The sequence below is a fragment of the Streptomyces sp. NPDC002088 genome, assembly GCF_040296605.1.
Classification (GTDB): domain Bacteria; phylum Actinomycetota; class Actinomycetes; order Streptomycetales; family Streptomycetaceae; genus Streptomyces.
This window is the reverse complement of record NZ_JBEOXO010000020.1, coordinates 49,899-74,725: the sequence shown is the minus strand read 5'-3', so window position 1 is coordinate 74,725 and position 24,827 is coordinate 49,899. Positions and strand designations below refer to the sequence as shown.

Below are 24,827 nucleotides of genomic sequence, written 5' to 3'. Positions count from 1 at the left end.
TCCTTCACAGGCAAAAACCGGGTCAAGCGCCCCGGACGGGCTAGTCCATGGTCGCGCCGATGGTGGTGCTGCCCGTCGTCAGGAAGGTAGTGACGGGCAACGCGCCGCTGGACTGACGGGAGTTGTACGTGCTCGTCGCGTCCGTCGATGTGAAGGCGGGGGTGCTGATGCCGCTGTCCCAGTTGTTGCCGGCCGAGACCACCGAGGAGCCCTTGCTGACCGAGCCGCTGCCGTTGCTCACGGCCAGGTTCTTGCCCAGACGGGCCGCGCTGGTGGCGAAGTAGTAGCCCCACTTGCTGTTGGCGTAGGCGGTGGTGCGGTTGATGACGATCGCACCGGTGTTGGAGTTCTCGGTGAAGCCGTTGCCCGCGTTGCCCCAGGCGGCCGAGTTGTTGACCACGTGGGCGACCACCTCGCCGTCGCCGCCCAGCTTGTAGCCGTTGCCGTCGCCCGCGAAGGACGAGTCGGACCAGCGGTTGACGCCGTTGCCGAAGGACCAGGTGTGCTCGATGGTGACGGGCGAGGAGAAGGACCAGAAGTCGATCCCGTCGTCCGAGTTGTTGTAGAGGCGGGCGCCGGTGATCAGGTTGCCGGTGCCGGAGCCGAACTTCACGGCGACGCCGTCCGCGTTCTCGCCGTGGTTGGCGGCGTCGTAGTTGCCGTAGGAGTCGATGTTCTTGACGGTGTTGTTCACTGTGCCGTCCCCGGTGAGGGTGAAGCCGGAGTCGCCGCCGTTGATGGTCTTGATGTTGTTCCAGTTGGTGCCGGTGCAGGACTGGCAGACGACCGCGCTGTCCGGGGAGTTCTGGAAGGTGATGTTGGAGACGTTCCAGTAGTCGGCGGTCAGCTTGAAGATCCAGTCGCCGTCGGGGAGCGACGAACCGTCGATCTTCACGGTCTCCGAGCCGTACGCGGTGAGCGTGACCGGCGCGGAGGAGGTGCCGTTGGCCGTGGACTGGAGGGTGGCCGTCGGGTAGTAGGTGCCGCCGCGGACCTGGATGACGGTGCCGGCGGTGGCGCTCTTGATGGCGTTGGACAGGTCGGTCGAGTTGCTGACGACCACGGTGGCGGCCTGGGCGGGCGCGGGCAGCGCCAGCAGGGCGGCGCCCGCCGCCACGGCGGTGGACAGGGCGAGAGCGGTTCGACGAAGCATGATGTGGGGGGTCCTTTCGTCGGTTCAGGGGTGGTCGTCGGGCAGGTTCCCTCGGACCGGATCGGCGGCGCCCGCGTGGCGCAGGACGTAGTGCTCGACGGCGGACGCACTGGTCAGCGGTCGGTAGGCGTAGGCGTCGGCCGGGTCCCAGCCGACCTCGGCGGTGAGGCCGAGGCCGCTCGCCACCGCGTCCAGGCGGGCGGGCCGGCCGTTGAACCAGGAGCCGGTGTCGCGGAAGTGTTCGCCTCCGTAGTTCGCGACGGCGAGGGACGGCTCGCCCTGCGGGTAGGCGAAGACGTTGCGCTCGGAGTAGATCGCCGACTCCAGGCCGGCGCCCAGCGCGTACAGGGTGTCGGCGGCCCGGCCCCGGTAGACGTTGTTGACGACGTGCACCTGCCCGAAGCGGACGCGCGGGCCGCGCTGCACGATGTCGGTGAACAGGTTGCGGACGAAGGTGACCTTGAGGTGGCCGCGGTCGCGCTCGCCGCGGCCGTCGCCCGAGCCGATGAGGAGTGCCTTGTCGTGATCGTCGAACCGGCTGTCGGAGACGGTGATGAAGTCGGAGCCGTCCTCGATGTCGAGCAGTCCGTCGTGCCGTTGGACGTGCTCGCCGTGGAAGCCGAGGGGTGCCTCGCGGTCCGGGTAGCGGCCGTCGGTGAAGGTGCAGTGGTCGACCCAGATGTTCTTGCCGGTGATCACGGTCATCGCGTCGAAGCGGGCGTTCCAGTTGCCCTGTGCCCCGTCGTCCGGCGACCAGCTGGTGAAGTGGTCGACGGGCGCTTCGAGGTGCACGTTGCGGACGACGATGTTGGTACCGGTGTTGACGGTCAGGAAGACCCCGAGCAGCCGAGCGTCGTCGCCGACGCCGACGAGCGTGGTGTTGCTCGGCACGGTGAGCTGGATCTGCGCCTTCTCCTTCGTCGAGCCGCTCTGCCGTAGTTGACGTTGCTGCTTGCAGTAGTCGTAGCGGGTGTCGGACCAGGTCGTGCCGTCCGGCCCGAAGCAGGACATGTACGTGCCGAGGTCGTATCCGGGCGCGTAGTCCTGCTCACCGAGCAGTGAACCGTCGTCCGCCTCAGGGCCGTTGATGTCGCCGACGACCCGGATCACCTTGGGTGCGGTGGGGTCGCCGTCATTGGCCAGCGCGTCTTTCAGTTCGGCGCGCGTGTGCACCGTCCGGGTCGAGCCGCCCGCGCCACCGGTGGTGCCGCCGTTCGTCGAGGCCCAGCCGACGGGGCCGCGTTCCGCTGCGGAGGCCGCCGTCGGCGGTACGAGCAGGCACGCGCCCGCCAGCAGAGCGGCGGCCGCGGCCCTACGCACCGGGCCGCCAGTCGCCGAGGTACGCCTCCCGGGTGTGCAACCTCGCCTCTTCCTCGGTGAGTTGAGGCCGGTTCTCCGGAACCGTGAGCACGGCTCCCGGTCCCGTGTTGCGGTACTCCCTGAACCGCATGGTCTGCCAGGGGTAGGCGTCGCGCATGTTGATGTAGGGGGTGACCGGGTCGATGCCGGACCCGATCCGGGTGTCCCGGACGACGAGGGACGGCCAGGCGGTCGTCTCGTACGACGGCACCCAGGGCCGGGCCAGCTTGTACGCCCCGTCCTCGGCGCCGGAGGTGATGCGGGAGCGGGCGGCGAGGATGCCGTGCGGGTTGGCGCGGGCGGTGGAGGGGGCGAAGACCATGCCCTTCGGTGTGAAGGTCACGTCCCGCTGGAGGGTGTGGAAGTGGCACTCCTCGAACACGGCGGTCGCCCGGCCGAAGACGAAGTCGACGTCACCCTCGATGTAGCAGTGCCGGAAGTACTGCCGGTCGAAGGCGTCGAGCGCGGTCGTGTCGACGAAGAGGGTGTCCTGGTGGGCCAGCAGTCGGACGTTCTCGAAGTGCGTGCGGTCGCCGTAGGTGTAGGCGGCCACCGCCTGGGTGCCGGTGATGTCCGGGTGGTCGGCGCGCAGCCAGTCGTTGGCGAGGGTCAGGTCGCGGACGGTCAGTCCGGGCGCCGCGGAGGTGAAGGTGGCGGAGCCCGCGGTGCCGTACGTCGTGCCGTCGGGCTTCTTCGTACCGTTCGCGTTGTCGAAGACGATGACGGTGTCGCGCGGGTCGCGGGTGGCGCCACGCAGGGTCAACTCGGCCTTGCCGGCGGGAACGTCGACGACCTCGCGATACGTCCCCGGGTGCACGACGATCGTCCAGCCGGGGCCGGTCACCTGGTCCACGGCCGCCTGGACGGAGTTGCCGGGGCGGACGTGGAGGACGCGGCGGTCGTGGGCGAGTGCGGGGGCGGTGCCTGCGAACACGAGTCCGCCGGCGAGGCCGGTGAGGAGGGTGCGTCTGCGCATGCCGTCAGCACTCCTTCCACGGCGTCCAGTCGCCGAGATGGGCGCCGCGGGTCGCCGCCTGGGCCTGTTCGTCGGTGAGCTGGGGGCGGTTGTCGGGGACGGTGATCTCCGCGCCGGGGCCGGTGTTGCGGTACTCGGCGAACCGCTGGTTCTGCCACGGGTAGGTGGCCGACATGTTGGTGTAGGGCGCGACCGCGTCGATGCCGGCGCCCAGGTGGGTGTCCCGGACGGTGAGCATGGGGCGGGCGGTGGTGTCGGAGCTGGGCACCCACGGGCGGGCCAGCTTGTAGTACGCGTCCGGCGCCTCGCTGCTCACGCCGCTCCTCGTCACCAGGTATCCGCGCGGGTTGGCGCCCGCCGTGGACGGCGCGAAGACGAAGCCGTACGGGGCGGCGGCCAGGTCGGTGCGGTTCAGGGTGCGGAAGTGGCAGTCCTCGTACACGGCCGTCGCCCGGCCGAAGACGAAGTCGACGTCGCCCTCGACGTAGCAGTGGGCGTAGTACTGGCGGGCGAAGGCGGTCAGCGCGCGGGAGTCGGCGTACAGCGTGTCCTGGTGGCCGAGGAAGCGGCAGTGGGTGAACGCGCTCCGGTCGCCCTGCACCTTGATGGCCACTGCCTGCGTACCCGTGATGTCCGGGTGGTCGGCGCGCAGCCAGTCGTTGGCGAAGGTGATCCAGCGGGCGGTGAAGCCGTCGGCCTGCACGGTCGTGGTGGCGGACCCGGTGGTGCCGTACGTGCCGCCGCCGGGCTTCGGCGTGCCCGCCGCGTTGTCGTACACGATCACGACGTCCCGGGGGTCCTCCGAGGCGCCGATCCAGGTCGCCTCCGTACGGGTGACGTCGACGGTGACCGTCTCCCGGTAGGTGCCCGGTGCGATGACCAGTGTCCAGCCGCTTCCGGTCGCGGCGGTCACGGCGGCCTGGACGGTGGTGAAGTCACCTCGCCCGCCCTGGTCGACGTACAGGGTGTTCGAGGTCAGGCGGGCGGCCGGTGATCCGTACCGGCCGAACGGGCGCGGCCGGGCGGCGGCTCGCGCGGGGCCCGGGGCGAGGCCGAGGGCGGTGCCCGCGCCGGCGCTCGCCAGGAGGAATCCCCTGCGGGAGAGGGGGAGGTGCGAGGGCATGCGGCTGCTCCTTCGCGGTGCGGCTCGTGCGGGTCTGGGGTCGGGCCGGGGCGATGCGCCCCGGCCCGATGGGCGGGTGCGTGTGCGGGGTGTCAGTGCAGGCGGCCGGCACCGGCGCCGCAGTCGACGATGCCGGGGACGGCCTTCGCCGGGTCGACCTTGGTGCGCAGGATGGGCGTCCAGCCGGCGCCCGACTCCAGGGCCTCTGCTGGGATCTCCGCGTTGTGGACGGCGATCAGGTCGGTGAGCGTGCCGTTGACGTAGTTGTCGTCGGCGGTGAGTGGCGAGACGTTCCACCTCTTCAGGGTCTTCGCCGCGCTGATCCCGTCCGGCAGGGTGAAGGCGTTGTGTTCGGCGACGAGCTGGGACTCCTTGCCGATGCCGAAGCTGTAGGAGTAGCCCTCGTCGGCCACGAAGTGGTTGTTGTAGGAGTCGACCTGCCCGAAGCGGACCCGGGGCGCGCGCTCCACCAGGCCCGAGAACAGGTTGTGGTGGAAGGTGACCTTCAGGTGTCCCCGGTCGCCCACGGCGGTGGACTCACTGTCGCTGTTGCCGATCAGGATCGTCTTGTCGTGCTCGGTGAAGACGTTCCAGGAGGCGGTGACGTAGTCGGCGCCGCGGACGATGTCCAGCTCGCCGTCGTGCTGCTGGTAGAGCATGCCGAAGTAGGTGGGCGCCGCGCTGTCGGGGTGGCTGCCGTCGGTGAACGTGTTGTGGTCCAGCCACACATGGGTGGAGCCGTAGACGACGGCGGTGTCGTACTCGGAGTTCCAGTTGCCATTGGTGCCGTCGGTGGGGTCCCACTGCGGGAAGCAGTCGAGGGGGCTCTCGAAGGCGAGATTGCGCACGATGACGTTGTCGACGGCCTTGATCTGGAGGCTGGCGCCCTTGAAGCCGGCGTTCTTGCCGACACCGATGATGGTGGTGTTGGCGGGGATGTTCGCCTTGATGGCCGTGTCCTGGTTGGCGGCGGAGGCGCGGCGCAGTCCCTCGGGGCTGTCGTCGGGCTCGGCGCTCAGGTCGGTGTCCAGGCCCCACGCTTGCGGTGAGTACTTCGCCAGGTAGGCGTCGAAGTCGTAACCGGGCGCGGCGAAGGCGTCACAGCCCTCGGAGACCGCGTCGATCGTCCCCTTCACCTTGATGATCTTCGCTGCGGTGCCGCCGTCGGCGAGGGCGGCCTTGAACTGGGCCCAGGTGGTGACGGTGTAGACGTGCGCGGCGTCGGCGGCGGCGCCTCCGGTGGTGCCGGTGCCGTAGGAGCCCCAGCCGTCGTTGGCGCCGAGGGTCTGGCGGGTGACGTCGCGGGTGTGGGCCTGGGCGGTGGTGCCGGTCATGGACAGCACGAGGGCGGTGCAGCCGATCAGCGCGGCCGCTCTCACTGTGGCATGGCCATGCCATTTCTGTGCCTTCATTGTGCGGCTCTCTCTTCCGGTTCCGGGATGGTTACGCGGCGGCCTGCGGCCAGGTGATCCAGGACGTGGGGATGTCGTCGTGCAGCCGGACGACGTCACGCGGCGCGAGCACCCGCGTCCGCAGCAGCTCGCGCGCGACCAGCCGTGCCACGGCGATCGCGCCCGGCGGGTTGAAGTGCGTGTTGTCCTGCTCGGTCGCGGTCCAGTTGAAGTACGTCTTCGTCCCCTCGACCCCGAGCTCCTGCCACAGCGCCAGCGACAGGGCCTGGATGTCGAGCAGCGCGACTCGTTCCTCCTCGGCGAGCGCGCGCATCGCCGCCGGGTAGTCGCCGTGGGTCGGCACCGCGTTGCCGTCCGCGTCGAACCTGCGGCGCTCGACCGGGGTGGCGAGCACGGGCCGGGCGCCGTGCGCGCGTGCACCGTCGATGTACTGCCTCAGACAGTCCTGATACGTCGTCCAGGGCTCGGTGTACCGGGTGGGGTCCTCACTCTTCTCGTCGTTGTGCGCGAACTGCACGAGGAGGAGGTCCCCCGGCTGGATCAGCCCGAGGATGACATCGAGCCGGCCTTCATCAATGAAGCTCTTCGAACTGCGCCCGTTCACCGCGTGATTGGCGACGGGCAACTCTTTCCGGAGGAAGAACGGAAGCGCCATACCCCACCCGGTCTCGGGAGCGGCGTCGGCGTATTTCTGGGCGGCGGTTGAATCGCCGGCGATGTGGAGAGTGCGAGATCGGCGCCCTGAAGCCTGCGCGTTCCCGGTCGCCGCAAAGGCGAGAGGAACGGCGGCCACGGCAGCCGAGGTGACCTGTCTGCGGGTAAGAGACACAACGGTGCCTTTCAAACAGGGGTTGCGGACGTTTCCCTGGGGGCGCGGGACTGTATCGACATACGGCTCCGCCGCGTGGGCGCGACCAGCCACAACCGGCTCGCGGCCGCGCCCACAACCGAAACCACCCGATCTCAGTGGTTCTTCTTCCAGTCGGCCTGCGCAGCGTTCAGCTGATCAGCCAGCGTGTCCAGGAAATCCTTCGCACTCATCTTCCCGAGCAGCACCTTCTGGTAGTTCGGCTCGTTGTCCGCCTTGGAGATGGTGTTCCAGTCGGGCAGGTAGTACGGCAGCTGCACGATCTTCGTGCCGGTCCCGTTCAGCGCCTCCGCCGCCAGCTTCGTCGGCTCGGCATTCTGAATCCACGCGTCCTTCGCGGCATCGGTGTTCGCCGGCACCTGCCCCGCCGACTCGTTGAACTTGGAATTCTCCGCGGCCGAGACGGCGAACTCGATGAACTTCCAGGCGGCCGTCTTGTTCTTGCTGGACTTGAACAGGCTCAGCCCGTCGACCGGGTTGGAGATCTGCACACGCGTGCCGTCGTCCTGCGTCGGGTTCGGGATGCCCTTGAACTTGTCCGCGCCCAGCGCCTTCAGATGGTCCTGGTAGGAGCCCAGGTTGTGGCTCAGCATGCCGATCGTGCCGCTGTCCCACTGCGCGACCATCTTGGTGAAGTCGTTGTTGACGTCGGCGGACGGGGTGTCCTTCTTGTACAGCGCGACGTACTTCTCCAGGGCGGCCACGTTCTTCGGATCGTTGACGGTGGTCTTGTCGCCGTTCCAGAAGGAGGTGATGCCGGTCTGGCCGTACACCGCGTCCAGGGCCGGCGCGATGGATCCCTCACCGCCTCGGATGGTGAACCCGAACTTGTTCTTGCCCTTGTCGGTGAGCTTGTCGGCGGCCTCGTAGAACTTCGACCACGTGGTCGGGGCGTCGAGCCCGGCCGCCTGGAACAGGTCCGTCCGGTACCACAGCGTGCCGTTGTTGGCCGAGGTCGGCACCTGGTACAGCGTGTCTCCGCCACCGGCCGACTTGCTGACGTCGAGCAGGTTCTGGCTCAGCTTGCCGTTCAGCGAACTCTTCTCGAGCCGGCTGTCCAGCGGCTCCAGCGCTCCCTGGACCGCGACCTCGGCGAGCACCGCGGTGCCCACGCCGCCGACGTCGGGCAGGCCGCCGCCCTGGATGGCGGTGTCGTACTTGGACTGGGCACTCGCGGCGGGGATCCCGACGTAGTTGACCTTGATGTCCGGGTACTTCTTCTCGAAGTCGGCGATGATCTGCTTCCAGATGTCGGTGCGGACACCGCCGTTGTTGTCCCAGAAGGTGATCGTGCCCTTGCCGGAGCCCTCGTTGCCCTTGTCCCCCGCCGCGCCACTGCCGTCGTCGCCGCAGGCGGTGGCGGTCAGCGCGAGCACGGAGCCCAGGGCGACGGCCATGGCGGCGCGCCTGCTTCTGCGGATGCTGCTCTTCATAGGTCGGCTCTCTTCTTCCGGATCCACGGAGATATGAAGGTGCGGGGGGTCAGTGACGGTCGTGCGGCGCCCGGTCGCCCGGCTCATGCAGGACCCGTGCCGATCTGCTTCTGCGGCCCCGAGAACCGCGTCACCAGGGCGGGCACGGCTGCCGCCGGGTCCAGCCGATAGGCGTAGAAATCACGGGGGTCGAAAGCGGTACCCCACTCGTCCTGCCGCCCGGTCGTGTTCTTGAGAATCGACCCGCGCTGCACCAACTCGGCGGTGGTGTCGGCCTGGTAGGGGTGCTGGACGCCGTCGTAGTAGCTGTTCTCGATCACCATTTTGGTGTGGCCGCGTGACCAGTTCCCGTACGTCCACACCGGGTCGCCGTCGGCCACCTGCGCCGACATGTAGTTGTTGTAGAGGTGGGCGTAGGCGCAGTTGTCTGCGGACGGGTTGCGCTGCTTGGTGCCGGTGAACCAGTTGTGGTCGATGGTGATCTGGGTCTGGACGTTGGTCGTCCAGCCGATGCCGAACGCCTTGTTGTGGTTGGCGAACTGGTTGTAGGAGACGGTGATGTACTGACTGTCCTTGCGGATGTCGAGCAGCCCGTCGCCCATGTGGGTGAGGCGGTTGTGGTCGATCCAGACGTGGTCGACGGTGTCCATCTGGATGGCGTCGAAGTCCTGCGTCTTGCCGTCCCAGTCGCCCTCGACGTAACTGTCTCGGATCGTCAGGTTCCGGATGATCACGTTGTGGGTGCCGGGGTTGAGGTGCAGCTCGCCGTGGACGATCTCGCCGGTGTCGCCGACGCCGACGATCGTCTTGTTCGAGGCGACCACGACGTCCGAACCGAACGGCTGGACGGCGACGGCCCCGGCGACCCGGATGACGTACGGCTCCTCGGCGGCCGCGTACTTCGCCAGCGAGGCCTGGTCGCTGACCGTGACGACCTCGCCGCCGGCTCCGCCGGAGGTGCCGCCCGCGAGGGAGGCGAAACCGTGGGGCTGGTCGGTCCAGCGGGAGGCGGCCGACTCCTGCGGCGAAAGGGCGGCGGTCTCGGCCTTGGCCTCGCCGATGGTGCCGAGTCCGAGGGCGGCGACCAGGCCCGCGACGGCGGCCAGGACGACGCCCCGTCTCGGCAAGCGCTTGCTATGGAAGTGCGTCATTGCGGCTCCCAACAGGCGTGCGGGTGGGGTGGGTTACAGGGGACTGATCCGGAACTGTGTGAAGGTGGCCGCGCCGGCGTGCCCGTTTCCCTCGGGCGCCGACGCGAACAGGCCGAGCAGGGCGCCGACCCAGCGCCAGGGGGTGGCGGCGAAGACGGGGCCGGACGGACGGAGGCCGTCACCGACATCGGACGAAAAACGGCACCGCGCTCCGGCCCCGATCTCGATCCTCAGCCTCGCCCGCCCCTCGGGCGCGAGCCGTGGCTGCTCGGCGTCGCGTTCCCCCACGGCCACGGCCTCGGCGAACCGGTGTACGAGATGCACCGCCCCGTCCGTGCCCCGCTGGAGTCCGATCCAGCCGAACGCGTCCCCGAGGACCGCGAGCCCGGCCCGCGCCCCCGGCTCCTCGCTGTGCAGCTTCAGCTCCACCTCGACGGCGACGGGCGCTCCGGGCAGCCGCTGGGTGAGTACGCTCGGCAGTTTCCGCAGGTCGTGCGCGTCTGCCGAGCGTACGCAGGTCAGCCGCAGCCCGTCGCCGGAGTGCTGGGTGGCCCAGCCGTCATGGGGGTTGGCCGTCCACGACCACTGGCGGCCGAACCGTCCGCCCGGGAAGTCGTCGTCCGTGGCGGGTGCGGCGGGCGGCTGCTGCGGCAGGGCGGGCCGCCGGTGTACGGCGACGGGGGCGCCCTCGTCGCCGAGCACGGGCCAACCGTCGGAGCCCCAGCGCATCGGCTGGAGGTGGACGACACGGCCGTACGCGCCGCGCTGCTGGAAGTGCAGGAACCAGTCCTCGCCGGACGGGGTGCGCACCCAGCCGCCCTGGTGGGGGCCGTTGACGTCGGTGTCCTTCTGTTCGAGGACGATCCTCTCCTCGTACGGGCCGAAGAACTCCCGGGCGCGGAAGGCACCCTGCCAGCCGGTCTCCACTCCCCCGGCGGGCGCCAGGATCCAGAACCAGCCGTCGTGCTTGTAGAGCTTGGGCCCTTCGAGGGTGAACCAGCCGGGGATCCGGTCCCCGTCGACGATCAGCTTGCCGTCGTCGAGCAGGGAGGTCCCGTCGGGGTGCATACGGTGGCCGGTGAGGCGGTTCTTCACACCGGAGCGGGACTTGGCCCAGGCGTGGACCAGATACGCCTCGCCGGTGTCGTCGTCCCACAGGGGACACGGATCGATGAGTCCCTTGCCCTCCTTCAGGAGGTGCGGGCGGGTCCACGGGCCGCGTATCCCGGGGGCGTTGATCTGGAAGATGCCCTGGTCGGGGTCGCCCCAGAAGATCCAGAAGCGGTCGTCGTGGTGCCTGAGCGACGGGGCCCAGACCCCGCAGTCATGGCGCGGCGACCTGAACTCCCGTCCGGGTTCGAGGCGTTCGAGGGCGTGGCCGACCAGCGACCAGTTGACCAGGTCGCGGGAGTGCAGCAGCGGCAGGCCGGGGGCGCGGCCGAAGCTGGACGCGGTGAGGTAGAAGTCGTCGCCGACGCGGATGACGTCCGGGTCGGACCAGTCGGCGTTCAGGACGGGGTTGCGGTAGGTCTCGTACGTCACTGGCTGACCGCCTTCCGCACCAGCGCGGCGGCCGCGTCCCGGCCGAGGCGGCCGTCGGCGACGACGGTGACGACCCGGCGTACGGCGGTGTCGCCGGCCTCGATCGTCAGCCGCTCCTCGGACGCCAGGGACGAGCCGACGCCCGGGTACTCGGTGGCGCGCACGAACCAGGGGTCGCGGCGGGTGGCGTCCGTGGCTCCGGCGAAGACCAGCGTCCAGGTGGCGCCGGCCAGGGCGAGCCAGTCGGCGCGGGTGCCGTGGACGTCGGCCTCGCCCTCGGTGTCGGCGGTGAAGACGTCCGGGGGCCGGTCTTCCTTGCGGGCGCGCCAGAAGTAGCCGCCGTAGGCGGCGCCGAGGCGCCCGTTGGTGGCCGGGCTGCCGATCGACAGCGGGTCCGGGGTGACATTGGTGAGGGAGAAGGTGAAGTCCAGCGCCCAGGCGGACTCGGTGAGTTCGACGGCCGCGACCGTACGGCGCTCGCGCAGCAGCTCCGCGCCCGCGGCCACCCAGCGCAGCTCCTCCACGAAGCCGTCGGGATCGCGCAGCTGGAAGGCCGTGTGCCGCTGGGCGCCGTGGTTGTCGAGCTCCGTCGGGCCCTGGTCGCGGACGAAGGTGCGCCCGCCCCAGAAGTTGTGCCCCTCGACGTCGGGAACGGCGACACCGACGCCGAGGTGGTGGATGTGGTCGTCAGGGCTGAGCTCGGTCACGGCCGTGCCGGCCAGGGTGGTGACGGGGTGCAGATACGGGCGCGGGGAGAGCCGTTCGGGCAGCTCGGGCCGGGTCACGTAGCGGCCGACCGGGCGGCCCGCGACGCGCAGGACCGGTGAGTCGTTCGCCGTCATCAGGTACTCACCTCTTTCGGGTTCGCTGTCGTGAGCGCCCAGGGGGCGCCCAGTTCGGAGTAGAGGGCGAGGGTGTCGGCGGCGGCCGCGACGAGTCCGTCGACGCCGGGCACGACCCGGCGGCCCTCGTCGGGCAGCAGGTGCCAGGCACCGGCGGGCAGCGGGGCCGGGTCGGGGGCCACCCGGATCGCCTCGACGACCTTCATGAACGCGCCGGTCGCGTCCGGCGGGACGAGCAGCGCGGTCCGCCCGGTCTCGTCGGTGAGGTGCTCGACGAGGTTCTCCAGCAGGTCCGTACGGCCGTACTCGTACTCCTCCGGGCCGTGGTCCGCGCGCTGGAGGAGGACGCGGTCCTGCTTGTACCAGAAGGTGATCCGGCCGCGGCTGCCGTGCACGACGACGTACGGCTCGTCCGGGTTCTCGGCGCACAGCGTCGCGGCGACCGTGACCTGGTGGCCCTGCGCGGTGGTGACGCGGACGCAGGAGGTGTCGTCGGACTCGATGTCGTTGGCGCGCAGCAGCTCGGTCTCGATGCCGGTGACGTCCTCGGCGCGGGTGGAGCCGCCCAGGGCGAGCGCGGTGGCCACGGCGTGTGCGAGGGGGTTGGTGAGGACGCCGTCGATCACGTCGACGCCGTTCAGTCGCCGCCTGCCCGCCCAGGGTGCCCGCCGGTAGTAGGCCTCGGCGCGCGCCCAGGCGCCGGCGCCGCCGATCCCGGCCACCGCGCCGATCGCCCCCTCCACGATCAGCTCGCGGATCGCGGGCAGGGCGTGCGCGCCCAGCGACTGGAAGCCGATCTGGCACACGACACCGGCCTTCGCGACCCCGTCGGCCATCCGGCGGAACTCGGCGTAGGAAGGAGCCGGCGGCTTCTCCAGGAGGATGTGCACGCCCCGCTCGGCGGCCGTCAGCGCGAGGTCGGTGTGGGTCGGGATGGGCGTGCAGATCACGGCGATCCGGGCTCCGGTGGAGTCCAGGAGCGCGCCGAGGTCGGCGGACTGCTCGGGCTCACCGAGGCCACGGAGCTCGTCCGCGGTGAGCGGGGTCAGCTCGCACACGCCCGCCAGCCGTACGAGCCCCTTGTCCTGGAGCCTACGGATGTTGTCGAGGTGCCAGCGGCCGTGGCCCCGTGCTCCCGCGAGGACGATGGGCAGTGCGGTCATGGGATCCTCCCGGCGCCGGCGCCGCGCGCCACCTCTCGGTCGGCCGCCTCGGCGCTGTCGATCTTTCCGTGCAGGGTAGGCGTCCAGCCGACGTCGGCCGTGAGATCGCGCTCGCTTCCCGAGTTGTAGGCGTTGTAGATGGCGAGCAGGTCGACCGGATAGCCGTTGAAGAGGGTGCCGGTCTGGTGCAGGGCGGTGCCGTTCCAGCTCTTGACCAGGTCGGCGGCCTCGACGTGGCCGGGGGTGTGGAAGGCGTTGTTCTCGGCGTAGACGCCGGACTCGGTGGAGACGCCCATCGAATAGCGGTACTCGGTGCCCTCGGGGACTTCGTACCGGTTGTCGTACACGTACACCTGTCCGAAGCGGACGCGCGGCGCGCGCTGGACCACGGACTCGAACTCGTTGTGGTGCAGGGTGACCCGCAGTTTGCCGCGGTCGCCCGTCGCCGAGTCGCTGTTGCCGATCAGCATCGCCTTGTCGTGGTCGGCGAACCGGCTCCAGGAGACGGTGACCAGGTCCGAGCCGTTGGTGATGTCCAGCAGGCCGTCGTGACGGAGGTAGTTGCGGGCGAAGTAGGTGGGCTCGTCCGCGTCCGGATGGCCCTTGTCGGAGGCCGTGATGTGGTCGATCCAGACGTGGGTGGCGCCGGTCAGCCAGATGTTGTCGTACGCCGTCTTCCAGTCGCCGAGGCCCCCGGTGTTGGGCTGCCAGACGGGGAAACAGTCGTAGGCGTCGCGCAGGTCGAGGTTGCGGACGATGACGTTGTCCGCGTTCTTGATCTGGAGACTGGCGCCCTTGAGGACGGCTCCGGGGCCGAGGCCGACGATGGTGGTGTTGGAGCCGACGGGCAGCACGATCCGCTCGGCCTGCTTCGCCGCCGACGCCTGGCGGGCCTCCTCCTGCTCTCCGCTGGGCTTGGCGGAGCCCCAGGTGCGGGGGTCGTAGGCGGCGAGGTACTTCTTCAGGCCGTAGCCGTCGGTAGCGTAGTCGGCGCAGTCCAGGTGGTGGCCGTCGTCGTCGGCGTTGGCGTCGACTGTCCCGGCGATCTTGATGATCTTGGGGGTGTCGCTGCCGCCGCCGAGGGCGCGGACGAGGCCGGCCCGGTCGGTCACGGTGAAGACGTGGGCGTCGTCGGCCGCGGCGCCGCCGGTGGTGCCGCCCTCCGCGGCGGCCCAGCCGTCGTCCGGGGCCAGGGTGTCGCGGCTGATGTCGCGGGCCTCGGCGTGGGCGGGGACGCAGAGCACTCCCAACAGAGCGGCTGCGATGATGACTTGACGGAGCCTCGCGCCCTTGCCGCGGGCCATGCTCTTGCCGAGTCTCATCCCTTCACCGCCCCCGCGCTGAAACCGGTGATCAGCCACTTCTGGATGAACGCGAACACGATCACGACGGGTACGGCCGCGATGATGCCGCCCGCGGCCAGTGCGCCCAGGTCGACGCTGTCCGAGCTCATCAGGGTGTTGAGGCCGACCGGGATGGTCTGCTTGCTCTGGTCGGACAGGAACATGAGGGCGAACAGGAAGTGGTTCCAGGCGTGCACGAAGGCGAAGGAGCCGACGGCGATCAACCCGGGCCGCAGCAGCGGCAGTACGACGATGCGGAAGGCGGTGAACCGGGTGCATCCGTCCACCCAGGCGGCCTCCTCCAGGGAGTACGGCACGTTCCGGATGAAGCCGCTGATCAGGATCATCGACAGCGGAAGCTGGAAGACCGTCTCCGCGAGGATGACGCTGCCCAGCGAGTTGATCATCTGGAGCTTGGCGAAGATCTGGAACAGGGGCACCAGGAGCAGCGCGCCCGGGACGAACTGCGAGCACAGCAGGGCCAGCATGAAGGCCCGCTTGGCCTTGAAGTCGAACCGGGCGAGCGCATAGCCGCCGGCCAGGGCGACGATGGTGGTCAGGACCAGGGTCGCCACGCCGATGAGCACGCTGTTCTGGAAGTACGTGCCGAAGCTTCGCTCCGTCCAGACCTTCTCGAAGTGGTCGAAGGTCATCGGCCAGGGCACGAGCGAGGTCGAACCGGCCGGACGCAGGGCGAAGAGCAGGATCCAGTAGAACGGGATCAGGGTGAAGAGCAGGTAGATCGACAGGGGGAGGTAGATCTGCCAGCGCGGGGCCTCGTCCCAAGCCCGGCGACGCTTGGCGGGGCCCGGGGCTTCGGGAGCCACCCGCTCGGGAGCGGGTGCGACCACGGTGGCCTCTTTGGTGATCACTTGTCCTCGCCTCCGAACTTGCTCAGCCGCAGATAGACGACCGAGCAGAAGAGCAGGATCACGAACGCGACCGTGGTCAGGGCGGACGCGTAGCCGAAGTTGTGGGCGTCGACGCTGGTGTTGGCGATATAGAGCGGAAGCGTCGTGGTCTCGCCGGCCGGGCCGCCACCAGTGAGGGTGTAGAGCAGGTCGACGTTGTTGAACTCCCAGACCGCGCGCAGCAGCGTGGACAGGACGATCGCGTCCTTCAGGTGGGGCAGCGTGATGTGCCAGAACTGCTTCAGCCGGCTGGCGCCGTCGACCTCGGCGGCCTCGTACAGGTCCTTCGAGACGGACTGCAGATCGGCGAGGATGAGGATCGCGAAGAAGGGGACACCGCGCCACAGGTCGGCGACAATCGCCGCCGGGAACACGGTGGAGGTGTCCGACAGCCAGCTGGTGCCGTAGTCACCGATGCCCATGTCCGCGAGGTAACGGGTGATGCCGGTCTGGGAGTTGTAGAGGAGCACCCAGATCGCGGAGGTCAGCACGCCGGAGACGGCCCACGGGGAGAAGACCAGGGCACGGCCGAGACCCCGGCCGACGAAGGTCTGGTTGACGATCAGCGCCAGCGCGAGACCGCACAGCAGCTGCAGCCCGACCTCGACGAAGACCCACTTGGCGCTGAAGGTCAGCGTGTCCCAGAACTGCGGGTCGTCGGTGAAGGCGTGGACGAAGTTGTCGAAGCCCGCGTAGCCGTTTCGCCACGGCTTGGTGGGGTTGTAGTTCTGCAGGCTGTAGTAGAAGACGCTGATGACCGGATAGGCGATGAAGCCCAGCATCAGCAGGGCCGCCGGGGCGATCAGCAGGTACGGGAGCCTGCGGGGCGTGGCGGAGGCACGGCGCCGCCGGGGTGGCGCGGGCGGTTTCGCCACGGCTGCGGCTTGGGCCATGACTGTTCTCCGTTCGCTTGCGGTGGGTCGTGTGCGGGGGGCGGGGGGCGGGGTGCGGTGGGTCGTGTGCGGGGGTGCAGGTTGTGCAGGAAGCGCTTGCTACGGGCTCATGGGTGAAGCGCTTCGCATATGTCGTTCGACTCGTTCGATCTGTCGATCTGTCGATCAAGGGAGAGGGAGGCCCCGGAAGGCCGCCCTCACCCCGCGTACGGGTCCGGCACCTTGCCCGGCCGGGCCAGGAACTCGAAGTCGCAGCCGGTGTCGGCCTGGGTGATCTGCTCGTTGTAGAGCGCGCCGTAGCCGCGCTCGTAGCGCACGGGCGGCGGCGTCCACTCCGCTCTGCGCCGCTCCAGCTCCTCGTCGTCCACGTCGAGACGGAGGGTGCGCGCCTCGACGTCCAGGCTGATCGAGTCGCCCGTGCGCACCAGGGCGAGCGGTCCGCCGATGTACGACTCCGGTGCCACGTGCAGCACACAGGCGCCGTAACTCGTGCCGCTCATCCGGGCGTCGGAGATCCGCACCATGTCCCGCACACCCTGCTTGAGCAGGTGGTCGGGGATGGGCAGCATCCCGTACTCCGGCATGCCCGGGCCGCCCTTGGGGCCGGCGTTGCGCAGCACCAGCACGCTGTCCGCGGTGATGCCGAGCTCCGGGTCGTTGATGGTGCGCTGCATCGTCCTGTAGTCGTCGAAGACGACCGCGGTCCCGGTGTGCTTCAGCAGGTGCCGCTCGGCGGCGATGTGCTTGATGACGGCGCCGTCCGGGCAGAGGTTGCCGCGCAGGACGGCGACCCCGCCCTCGCCCGCGACCGGGTTGTCCCGCGGGCGGATGACGTCGTCGTTGTGCACCTGAGCGCCGGCGATCTGCTCGCGCAGGGTGTCGTACGAGATCGTCGGCCGGTCGAGGTGGAGCAGGTCCGGGATACGGGAGAGGAACCCCGGGAGGCCGCCGGCGAAGTGGAAGTCCTCCATGAGGTACGTCCGGCCGCCGGGACGGACGTTGGCGAGGACGGGGACCGTGCGGGCGACGCGGTCGAAGTCGTCGAGGGTGAGGGTGACGCCGGCGCGGCCCGCCATGGCGATCAGGTGGATGACGGCGTTGGTGGAGCCGCCGAGACCGAGGACGGTGGTGACGGCGTCCTCGAAGGCGTCGCGGGTGAGGATCGCGGAGAGGGTTCGTCCCTTGTGGACTTGTTCAACGATCCTCATGCCGGATGACGCGGCCATCCGATCGTGTCCGGAGTCCACGGCGGGAATGCTCGACGCTCCGGGAACCGTCACACCGAGCGCCTCCGCGGCGGCCGTCAGCGTGGACGCCGTACCCATCGTCATGCAGTGCCCGGGCGAACGCGCGAGCCCGTTCTCCAGCTCGGCCATCTCGCAGTCGCCGATGAGGCCGGCCCGCTTGTCGTCCCAGTACTTCCACATGTCGGTGCCGGAGCCCAGGACCTCGTTGCGCCAGTGGCCGGGCAGCATGGGCCCGGCGGGCACGAAGACGGTCGGCAGGTCGACGGAGGCCGCGCCCATGAGGAGGGCGGGGGTGGTCTTGTCGCAGCCGCCCATCAGCACGGCACCGTCCACAGGATACGACCGCAGCAGCTCCTCGGTCTCCATCGCGAGCATGTTGCGGTAGAGCATCGGGGTCGGCTTCTGGAAGGTCTCGCTCAGCGTCGACACCGGGAACTCCAACGGGAAGCCGCCCGCCTGCCACACGCCCCGCTTCACGGCCTGGGCCCGGTCCCTCAGGTGCACGTGGCAGGGGTTGATGTCGGACCAGGTGTTGAGGATCGCGATGACGGGCTTGCCGAGGTGCTCCTCGGGGAGGTAGCCGAGCTGGCGGGTACGGGCGCGGTGGCTGAAGGAGCGCAGTCCGCCGGTGCCGTACCACTGATGGCTTCTGAGCTCCTCCGGGCGCTTCACCGGACGCTCTTCCCCGGGCTTCATATGGACCACCCGGCGGCGATGGCGGCGACCTCGGCCCGCTCCTGCTCCGGCAGGACCCTGCTGGGCGGGCGGACCTCGCGGCGACACAGACCGAGGGAGGAGAGGGCCTCCTTGACGACGGTGACGTTGTTGGCGGAGCCACCCGCGGCGCGCAGTTCCTCGAAGCGGCGGATCTGTTCCCAGACCTTCATGGCGGCCGGATAGTCACCGGATCGAAGCGCTTCGATCATGTTCAGCGAAACGGACGGGGCGACGTTCACGAGTCCGGAGGTGAAGCCGGTGGCGCCCGCGGAGAAGTACGAGGGGGCGTAGGGCTCGGCGAGACCGGCCACCCAGACGAACCGTTCCAGTCCGGCGTCGCGGGCGAAGGCGGCGAAGCGGGAGGCGTCCGGGACCGCGTACTTGACACCGATGACGTTCGGGCAGGCGTCGGCGAGGTCGGCGAGGCGGGCGCCGGCCAGCTGCGCGTTGCGGATGTACGGGACGACGCCGAGCTCCGGCACGGCCTCGGCGATGGTGCGGTGGTAGTCGACCCAGCCGCGCTGCGAGACGTAGGGGTGGACGGGCTGGTGGACCATCACCATCTGCGCGCCGAGCTCGCGGGCGTGGCGGGCGGAGGCGACGGCGGTGGGGATGTCGTGCCCGACCCCGACGAGGATCGTTGAACGATCCCCTGCCTCATCGATCGTCAACTCCGTGACCAGTCGCCGCTCTTCGGGGGTGAGGGCGTAGAACTCACCGGTGTTGCCGTTGGGGGTGAGCGTGGTGATCCCGCCGTCGAGCAGACGGCGCAGCAGAGCCCGGTGAGCATGCTCGTCGACGGAGCCGTCCTCGGCGAACGGGGTCACCGGGATCGCCACCACGTCGGCCAGAGCCGCCCGCTGGGTCTCGAACGCCACGCTGCTCATTCCTGACCTTCCTCTGCCTCGGCCTGGGGGAACGCTCGCCGCACGAAGGACGCGATGTGGGCGTGCAGGGCGCTCGCCGCGCCGTCCGCGTCCCCGGCGAGGGCGAGCCGCAGGATCTCCCGGTGCTCGCCGGCCTCCCGCTCCCAGGAGGGCGAGGCCGCCCAGGCGACCGCGGAGACCAGGGCGGCCTGGTCGCGGACCTCGTCGAGCATCCGGCCGAGCAGCGGGTTGCCGCACGGCAGGTACAGGGCGCGGTGGAACTCCCGGTTGGCCAGGGAGCGTTCGGCGGTGTCCGTGGCGTCGTCGGCCCGGGTCAGCGCGTCACGCGCGGCATCCAGGGAGGCCCCGCGCCGTACCGCACGCTTCAGTGCCTCGGGCTCCAGGAGCAGCCGAACGTCGTAGACCTCGCGCGCCATGTCCGCGTCCACCATGCGCACCGTGACGCCCTTGTACTGGCTCATCACGACGAGTCCGGTGCCGGCCAGGGTCTTGAGCGCCTCGCGCACCGGGGTCTTGGACACCCCGAACTGCGCGGCGAGCTCCGTCTCGACCAAGGCCTGACCTGGCGTCAACTGCCCGGTGAGGATGCGGTGTTTGATCCCTTCCAGCACGAACTGCGTGCGGGAGGGGATCGGCATGGGCACAGAGGTCATGCGCGCCTCTCGGATCTCGCGTATCGGATCTCACGTATCGGATCTCACGTATCGGATCTCATATATGACGTACGAAGTACGACGCGTTGAAGGTAGGAGCGGCCCTGTGTTTCGTCAATGCTTCTGACAAAGGAAGTTGAGGTTGCCGGGACGGAAGGGGCGCGGATGCCTCAGAAGTTCCGCGTCTCACCTTCGCGCGCGGCGGAGGTCCTGCCGCCGAAGAGCGCGGCGGCGCGTTCGACGGCCGCTTCGCGGGTGAGCGTGGGTCCCACATGGGTGATCAGGAGTTCTCGCGCGCCCTTCGCGTACGCGGCCGCGTCCTCGGGCGTGAGATGCACCTGGCGTTCGCCTTCGCGACGGCGGTCGATGTCGGCCTCACAGAGGAACACGTCCGCACGGTGGGCGAGTTCGGTGAGCGCGTCACAGGGACCACTGTCCCCGGAGTACGCCAGAACGCTCCCCTGGCACTCGGCGCGCAGTCCGTACGCTTCCGTGTCGTGGACGACGGCTCGCGAGGTGAGCCGGAGGCTCCCATGCTGTACGGCATGACCGTCATGCAGGGGACGGAGGTCGATGACGCCGCTCAGGAAGCGCACGTCCGGCCGCCCGAAGAACCCGGCGAGGCGGCGCGCGCAGTCCTCCGGGGCGTACACGGGGATGGGGGCCGGCGGGGTGAGACCGCCGTAGGCGAACGCGTAGACGGCGGAGAGCAGATCGGCACTGTGGTCGGCGTGCAGGTGGGAGATCCACATCGCCGTGAGCCGCGCGGGATCCGTGTGCCGCTGCAATTCGGCGAACGTGCCGGGCCCGGCGTCCACCCACACCTCGGCGCCTCCGCCGCGCAGCAGGTAGCCGGAGCAGGGGCGGTCCGGCTGTGGGTGAGGGGAGGCGGTGCCGAGGACGGTGAGGCTCAGGGGCATGGACGGGAGACTACGTTTCCCGGCCCCGGCCCGCTCCCCCATCGAAATCGTTTACGGCTTCCAGCCCGGGTCCCGGCCGCTCAGTCCCAGCGCCCGGTCGAGGAGCGGGGCGTCGTCCGGGACCAGCACGACGGGGCCGAAGATGCCGCGGTCGGGGTCGTCGGCCGCGGCGAGGAGGAAGCCGTACGCCGCCCGGAGCGCGTCCGGGTCGGGGTCGTACTCCTGGCCCGTCGCCCGTGCCAGGTCCCAGCCGTGGATGACCAGTTCGTCGGCGACGACGGCGCCGGCGACCGCGCCGGGCAGGTCGACGCCGCCCGCGCGGGTCATGCCGATCCAGGCGGCGGGGTCGCGCCAGGCGTCGGCGAGTTCGTCGAGCACCTCGGGCAGCTGCTCGCGCCAACCGGGGCCGATGTCAGGCACGGCGGCCTCCGGGCTGGTGTCGGTCGTGACGCCGAGATCCTTGCGCGCGGCGTCGCGGAAGGCGGTGGCCAGGCCGGACAGGTGGCCCAGCATGTGGTGTACGGCGTAGTCCGGGCACGGCGTGCCGTCCGCGAGCTGCTCGTCGCGCACGCCCGCCACGAGGGCCGTCAGGATCCGGGTCTGCGGTCCGAGGTCGAGGGTCGTGGTGGCGGTCATCGCTGCTCCTCCGGGGTGCGATCTTCCTATGGGTCCTATGGGTCCTATCGGCCCTATGGGGGTAGACCGGCGGCGACCGCCGAACTCATCGCTGCTTCTACGGCACCTGCCCGATGCTCACGCACCCGCCTTAGCACCACGGTGACCAGGCATGACGACAACCTGGACAGTGGTGCGCGTGCTGCGGGACCGCAATGCGGCGCTGTATCTCGCGGCTCTGGTGGTCTCCGGATTCGGCACGTCGGCGCTGTGGCTGGCGGCCGGCGTGTGGGTCAAGGACCTGACGGGCTCGGACGGGCTGGCGGCGCTGTGCATGCTCGCCATGTGGGCGCCGTCACTGGCCGGTCCCCTGCTGGGCACCCTGGCCGACCGTACCCGCCGCAAGCCGCTGCTGATCGCGGTCGACCTGCTCATGGCGGCGCTGCTGCCCACCCTCCTCACCGTCGACTCCCCCGGCGGTCTGTGGCTGCTCTTCACGGTCCTGTTCGTGTACGGCGCGGCGTCCGTCGTCCACGAGGCGGCCAAGTCGGCGCTGGTCGCTGCCGCGGTGGACCGGGCGCTGCTCGGCGATTTCAACGGGCTGCGGATGACCGCCGTGGAGGGCATGAAGCTGGTGGCCCCGCTGGCGGGGGCGGGGGTCTACGCGGCGTACGGCGGCCCGAGCGTCGCCCTCCTGGACGCGGTGACCTTCGTGTGCGCGGCCCTCCTGTACTCCTGCGTCCGGGTCCGCGAGAGCAGGCCCGAGCCGCCCACGACCGGCTGGCCGGAGCGGACCGCCGAGGGCGCCCGCCACCTGTGGGCGCACCCCCGGCTGCGTGGCCTGGTCCTGGCGGGCGGTACGACGATGCTCTTCGCGGGGCTCAACGGCGCGCTGGTCTACGCCGTCGTGGACGGCCTCGGACATTCCCCCGCGTTCACCGGTGTGCTCGCCGCCGTACAGGGCGCCGGGTCGGTCGCGGTCGGGCTGGCCTCCGGTCCCGCTCTGCGCCGCCTCGGTGAGTGCCGGTTCGCGGCGACCGGGATCGCGGTGACCGCCGTCGCGGTGGCGCTGCGGGCGGTCCCCTCGGACGCGGTGGCCCTGGTGTGCGGCGCGGCGATCGGCGTGGGGCTGCCCTGCGTGCTGATCGCCGCGCTCACCGCCGTACAGCGCGAGACGCCCGGCCCGCTGTTGGGGCGTGTCGTCGCCACCGCCAACGCCCTGATGTTCGCGCCGAACGCGATCGGGCTGGCCGTGGGCGCGGGCCTGGTCGAACTGGTCCCCTACCAGCCGATGCTGGTGCTGTTCGGCGTGACCCTGCTGGTGGCGGTCGGACCGCTGTTTCAGCGGGGGGCGAGTGCCGCGCGCACCGCAGCCAGGTCGCCGTCCGACGCCAACCCCGCGTGATAGAGGCGCAGTTGCGTGGCGCCGAGGTCGCGCGCCCGTGCCGCGTCCGTCGCCAGGGTGTCGGGGCTGCCGCCCATCCCGGAGACCACGGTGAAGTTGGCGGCGATGACCGCCCCTTCCCGCCTCTGCTCCGCGAAGGGGGTCAGGAGGCCGGTGCCGCCGGCGCAGGGCACGACCACGCCGTCCGCGACGGACAGGATGTGCGCGGGGTCGACGCCGGCGTTCGCGCCGCAGTGGTACGGCACCGGGTCCGCGTGCAGCAGGACCTGGAAACCGTCGGGCGCGGCCGCGCGGACCGCGGCGACGGCCGCCTCCTGGAGCGTGCGGGCCGTTTCGTCGCGCCACGCGCGCGTGGCGGCCGCGTAGGTCTCGCCGAGCAACTTCTCGACGCCCGCCCACCCTCCGTCGTCGTCGGCCGCGCCCTGCCACAGGGGCTCAAGGGCGTCACGTACGGCGGTCGCCAACTCGTCCGCGTCCAGGCCCTGTTCCCCGTACCCTGCCCGGCAGGCCGGGCAGAAGCAGAGCGCCATCAGATACTGTCCGGCGTCCCCGAGGCCGACCCCGCCGGTCTTGTCGTGGGCGTGCAGGTGGGGCAGCCCGTACCAGCCGAGCGACTCCAGCTCGGTGCCGCCCGCGCCGGGGCGTACGGCGGCCTCGGCGGCCAGGTCGACGAGGTACGCGCGCGTGGCGGGCTGCGCGATGCACGGCGCCCAGGGGTAGCGGTCGCCGTAGGCGTTGACGACCGAGGTGTCCGGATGCTCGGCGCCCAGGCGCGAGTTGTGCGCGAGGACCACCCAGGTGTGCACCTCCAGACCGGCGTCCGCGAGCGCGCCGGCCGCCTCGCCGTAGGCGTCCCCGGGGGCCCAGTCCCCGGACGGGTACGGGCGCAGGGTGCGGCCCGCCCAACGGTCGCCGGCGGGGTAGAGCACGGCGGCGTGCTCGGCGGTGACGATGCGGTGGCGCGGGTGGCGCGGGGTCAGGGCGCGGGTGGAGTGGTAGGCGGCGGCGAGGGTGACCTGCTCGACGCCGAGCGCGGCGATGCGCGCGGGCGCTTCCGGATCGCCGTTGACATCCCAGGGGTAGACGAATGCCGACGCCTTCACTTGTCCTCCTCCAGCAGCGCGTAACCGCGTTCGATCACCTGAGCGAGCTGCTTCACATGATCCTCGGTCGGCTCGTGCAGCGGCGGCCGTACCTCCCCCACGTCGAGCCCGCGCAGCCGTACGCCGGCCTTGACCAGGGAGACGGCGTAGCCCCGGCCCTGGGCGCGCAACTCGACGAAGGGCCGGTAGAAGCCGTCCAGGAGGCGGTGCACGGTGGTGTCGTCGCCCGACTGGAGTGCCTGGTGGAAGGCGAGGGCGATCTCGGGGGCGAAGCAGAAGACGGCGGAGGAGTAGAGGGTGATGCCGAGGGCGCGGTAGGCGAGCTGGGTCTGCTCCGCGGTCGGCAGGCCGTTGAAGTACAGGAAGTCGCCGGGGACCTCGGACCGTACGGCGCTCACGATCCGCTGCATGAGGTCCAGGTCGCCGAGGCCGTCCTTGAGGCCGATGATCCCGTCCGTGCGCGCCAGCCCGACCACGGTCTCCGGGGTGAACACGGCGTTGTCCCGCTGGTAGACGATGACGGGCAGGTCCGTCGCCGCGGCCACTTCCCGGTAGTGCCGCAGCAGCCCTTCCTGGCCGGCGACCACGAGGTACGGCGGCATGGCGAGCAGCCCGTCCGCGCCGGCCGCCTGCGCGAGCCGCGCGTACCGTACGGCGAGCGCGGTCCCGTACCCGGCGCCCGCGACCACCGGGACACGCCCGTCGGTCGCCTCCACGGCCGCCCGTACGCACGCCCCGAACTCCTCGGGCGCCAGCGCGTGGAACTCGCCGGTGCCGCAGCAGGCGAAGACGGCGGCGGCACCGGCCTCGACTCCACGGCGCACGTGCGTGCGGTAGACGTCGAGGTCGACGAAGCCGTCGGGGCCGTAGGCGGTGACAGGGAAGAACAGCGGACCGCTGGGGATGCCGAGTCGAGCGGCGAGAGGGGCTGGCGTCACGGGCTCTCCCTGGGACAGGCGCTCACGTTTCCGATCCGCGCTCATGCTTCTGATCGGCGTCTACATTTCTGAACACACCCACCCTATGGAGGCCCCTCCGGGCCGGTCAAGCGCCCAAATCCCCGACACAGAAGCGGATTCACCAGGTTCGCGCCCCATACGCGCGACACTTG

At 70.4% G+C, this 24,827-nt stretch carries 21 protein-coding genes and 1 pseudogene; 1 reads left to right on the top strand and 21 read right to left on the bottom strand.

Going from position 1 to position 24,827, the window contains the following annotated elements:
• Nucleotides 1–40: 40 nt before the first annotated feature.
• From ABT114_RS34135 to ABT114_RS34045, 19 genes and pseudogenes are all read right to left on the bottom strand, one after another.
• Nucleotides 41–1,153, bottom strand: a complete 1,113-nt coding sequence (locus ABT114_RS34135; RefSeq protein ID WP_351146796.1) for a right-handed parallel beta-helix repeat-containing protein — start codon at nucleotides 1,151–1,153, stop codon at nucleotides 41–43.
• Nucleotides 1,154–1,177: 24 nt separating this feature from the next.
• A complete protein-coding gene (locus tag ABT114_RS34130) occupies nucleotides 1,178–2,473 on the bottom strand; it encodes a pectate lyase family protein (protein WP_351146795.1) in 1,296 nt (431 codons plus the stop codon).
• A complete protein-coding gene (locus ABT114_RS34125) occupies nucleotides 2,466–3,488 on the bottom strand; it encodes a pectinesterase family protein (RefSeq protein ID WP_351146794.1) in 1,023 nt (340 codons plus the stop codon). The genes ABT114_RS34130 and ABT114_RS34125 overlap by 8 nt, the downstream gene beginning before the upstream one ends.
• A 4-nt stretch (nucleotides 3,489–3,492) precedes the next feature.
• Complete coding sequence (locus ABT114_RS34120; RefSeq protein WP_351146793.1) at nucleotides 3,493–4,611, bottom strand: pectinesterase family protein; 1,119 nt, start codon at nucleotides 4,609–4,611, stop codon at nucleotides 3,493–3,495.
• 92 nt (nucleotides 4,612–4,703) lie between these two features.
• Nucleotides 4,704–6,023, bottom strand: coding sequence for a pectate lyase family protein (locus ABT114_RS34115; protein WP_351146792.1), 1,320 nt, complete (start codon nucleotides 6,021–6,023; stop codon nucleotides 4,704–4,706).
• Between the two features lie 31 nt (nucleotides 6,024–6,054).
• Nucleotides 6,055–6,852: a rhamnogalacturonan acetylesterase gene (locus ABT114_RS34110; RefSeq protein WP_351146791.1), complete on the bottom strand. Its 798-nt coding sequence runs from the start codon at nucleotides 6,850–6,852 to the stop codon at nucleotides 6,055–6,057.
• 134 nt (nucleotides 6,853–6,986) lie between these two features.
• On the bottom strand, nucleotides 6,987–8,324 hold the full coding sequence (locus ABT114_RS34105; RefSeq protein ID WP_351146790.1) for an ABC transporter substrate-binding protein: 1,338 nt from the start codon (nucleotides 8,322–8,324) through the stop codon (nucleotides 6,987–6,989).
• Between the two features lie 95 nt (nucleotides 8,325–8,419).
• Nucleotides 8,420–9,475: pseudogene (locus ABT114_RS34100) on the bottom strand (pectate lyase family protein); the annotation flags it as partial.
• 33 nt (nucleotides 9,476–9,508) lie between these two features.
• Nucleotides 9,509–11,017 (bottom strand): glycoside hydrolase family 43 protein, encoded by a 1,509-nt coding sequence (locus tag ABT114_RS34095; RefSeq protein ID WP_351146788.1) that lies wholly within the window; start codon nucleotides 11,015–11,017, stop codon nucleotides 9,509–9,511.
• On the bottom strand, nucleotides 11,014–11,859 hold the full coding sequence (locus ABT114_RS34090) for a DUF6807 domain-containing protein (protein WP_351146787.1): 846 nt from the start codon (nucleotides 11,857–11,859) through the stop codon (nucleotides 11,014–11,016). Before ABT114_RS34090 ends, ABT114_RS34095 begins: the two co-directional genes overlap by 4 nt.
• A complete protein-coding gene (locus ABT114_RS34085; RefSeq protein WP_351146786.1) occupies nucleotides 11,859–13,022 on the bottom strand; it encodes a Gfo/Idh/MocA family protein in 1,164 nt (387 codons plus the stop codon). Before ABT114_RS34085 ends, ABT114_RS34090 begins: the two co-directional genes overlap by 1 nt.
• Complete coding sequence (locus tag ABT114_RS34080; protein WP_502988441.1) at nucleotides 13,019–14,326, bottom strand: pectate lyase family protein; 1,308 nt, start codon at nucleotides 14,324–14,326, stop codon at nucleotides 13,019–13,021. Before ABT114_RS34080 ends, ABT114_RS34085 begins: the two co-directional genes overlap by 4 nt.
• A 14-nt stretch (nucleotides 14,327–14,340) precedes the next feature.
• Nucleotides 14,341–15,237 carry a carbohydrate ABC transporter permease gene (locus tag ABT114_RS34075; protein WP_351146784.1) on the bottom strand — a complete coding sequence of 299 codons (897 nt, stop codon included), beginning with the start codon at nucleotides 15,235–15,237 and terminating at the stop codon, nucleotides 14,341–14,343.
• Nucleotides 15,234–16,169 carry a carbohydrate ABC transporter permease gene (locus ABT114_RS34070; RefSeq protein ID WP_351146783.1) on the bottom strand — a complete coding sequence of 312 codons (936 nt, stop codon included), beginning with the start codon at nucleotides 16,167–16,169 and terminating at the stop codon, nucleotides 15,234–15,236. The genes ABT114_RS34075 and ABT114_RS34070 overlap by 4 nt, the downstream gene beginning before the upstream one ends.
• Nucleotides 16,170–16,366: 197 nt before the next feature.
• Complete coding sequence (araD, locus tag ABT114_RS34065) at nucleotides 16,367–18,112, bottom strand: L-arabinonate dehydratase (protein WP_351146782.1); 1,746 nt, start codon at nucleotides 18,110–18,112, stop codon at nucleotides 16,367–16,369.
• Nucleotides 18,109–19,020 (bottom strand): dihydrodipicolinate synthase family protein, encoded by a 912-nt coding sequence (locus tag ABT114_RS34060; protein ID WP_351146781.1) that lies wholly within the window; start codon nucleotides 19,018–19,020, stop codon nucleotides 18,109–18,111. Before ABT114_RS34060 ends, araD begins: the two co-directional genes overlap by 4 nt.
• Nucleotides 19,017–19,673, bottom strand: coding sequence for a GntR family transcriptional regulator (locus ABT114_RS34055; RefSeq protein WP_351146780.1), 657 nt, complete (start codon nucleotides 19,671–19,673; stop codon nucleotides 19,017–19,019). The genes ABT114_RS34060 and ABT114_RS34055 overlap by 4 nt, the downstream gene beginning before the upstream one ends.
• Before the next feature lie 170 nt (nucleotides 19,674–19,843).
• On the bottom strand, nucleotides 19,844–20,593 hold the full coding sequence (locus ABT114_RS34050; protein ID WP_351146779.1) for an MBL fold metallo-hydrolase: 750 nt from the start codon (nucleotides 20,591–20,593) through the stop codon (nucleotides 19,844–19,846).
• A 51-nt stretch (nucleotides 20,594–20,644) separates the two neighbouring features.
• Nucleotides 20,645–21,229, bottom strand: coding sequence for a TIGR03086 family metal-binding protein (locus tag ABT114_RS34045; RefSeq protein WP_351146778.1), 585 nt, complete (start codon nucleotides 21,227–21,229; stop codon nucleotides 20,645–20,647).
• Nucleotides 21,230–21,380: 151 nt separating this feature from the next.
• Between ABT114_RS34045 and ABT114_RS34040 the strand changes: the two genes are divergently transcribed.
• The gene (locus ABT114_RS34040; protein WP_351146777.1) at nucleotides 21,381–22,613 is read left to right on the top strand and encodes an MFS transporter; all 1,233 of its coding nucleotides are present in this window, start codon (nucleotides 21,381–21,383) and stop codon (nucleotides 22,611–22,613) included.
• Here the strand turns inward: ABT114_RS34040 and ABT114_RS34035 are convergent.
• Both ABT114_RS34035 and ABT114_RS34030 read right to left on the bottom strand, forming a co-directional pair.
• Nucleotides 22,550–23,716: a hypothetical protein gene (locus ABT114_RS34035; protein ID WP_351146776.1), complete on the bottom strand. Its 1,167-nt coding sequence runs from the start codon at nucleotides 23,714–23,716 to the stop codon at nucleotides 22,550–22,552. The two genes, ABT114_RS34040 and ABT114_RS34035, sit on opposite strands and share 64 nt — an antisense overlap.
• Nucleotides 23,713–24,654 carry a 5-dehydro-4-deoxyglucarate dehydratase gene (locus tag ABT114_RS34030; RefSeq protein ID WP_351146775.1) on the bottom strand — a complete coding sequence of 314 codons (942 nt, stop codon included), beginning with the start codon at nucleotides 24,652–24,654 and terminating at the stop codon, nucleotides 23,713–23,715. The genes ABT114_RS34035 and ABT114_RS34030 overlap by 4 nt, the downstream gene beginning before the upstream one ends.
• Between the last annotated feature and the right edge of the window lie 173 nt (nucleotides 24,655–24,827).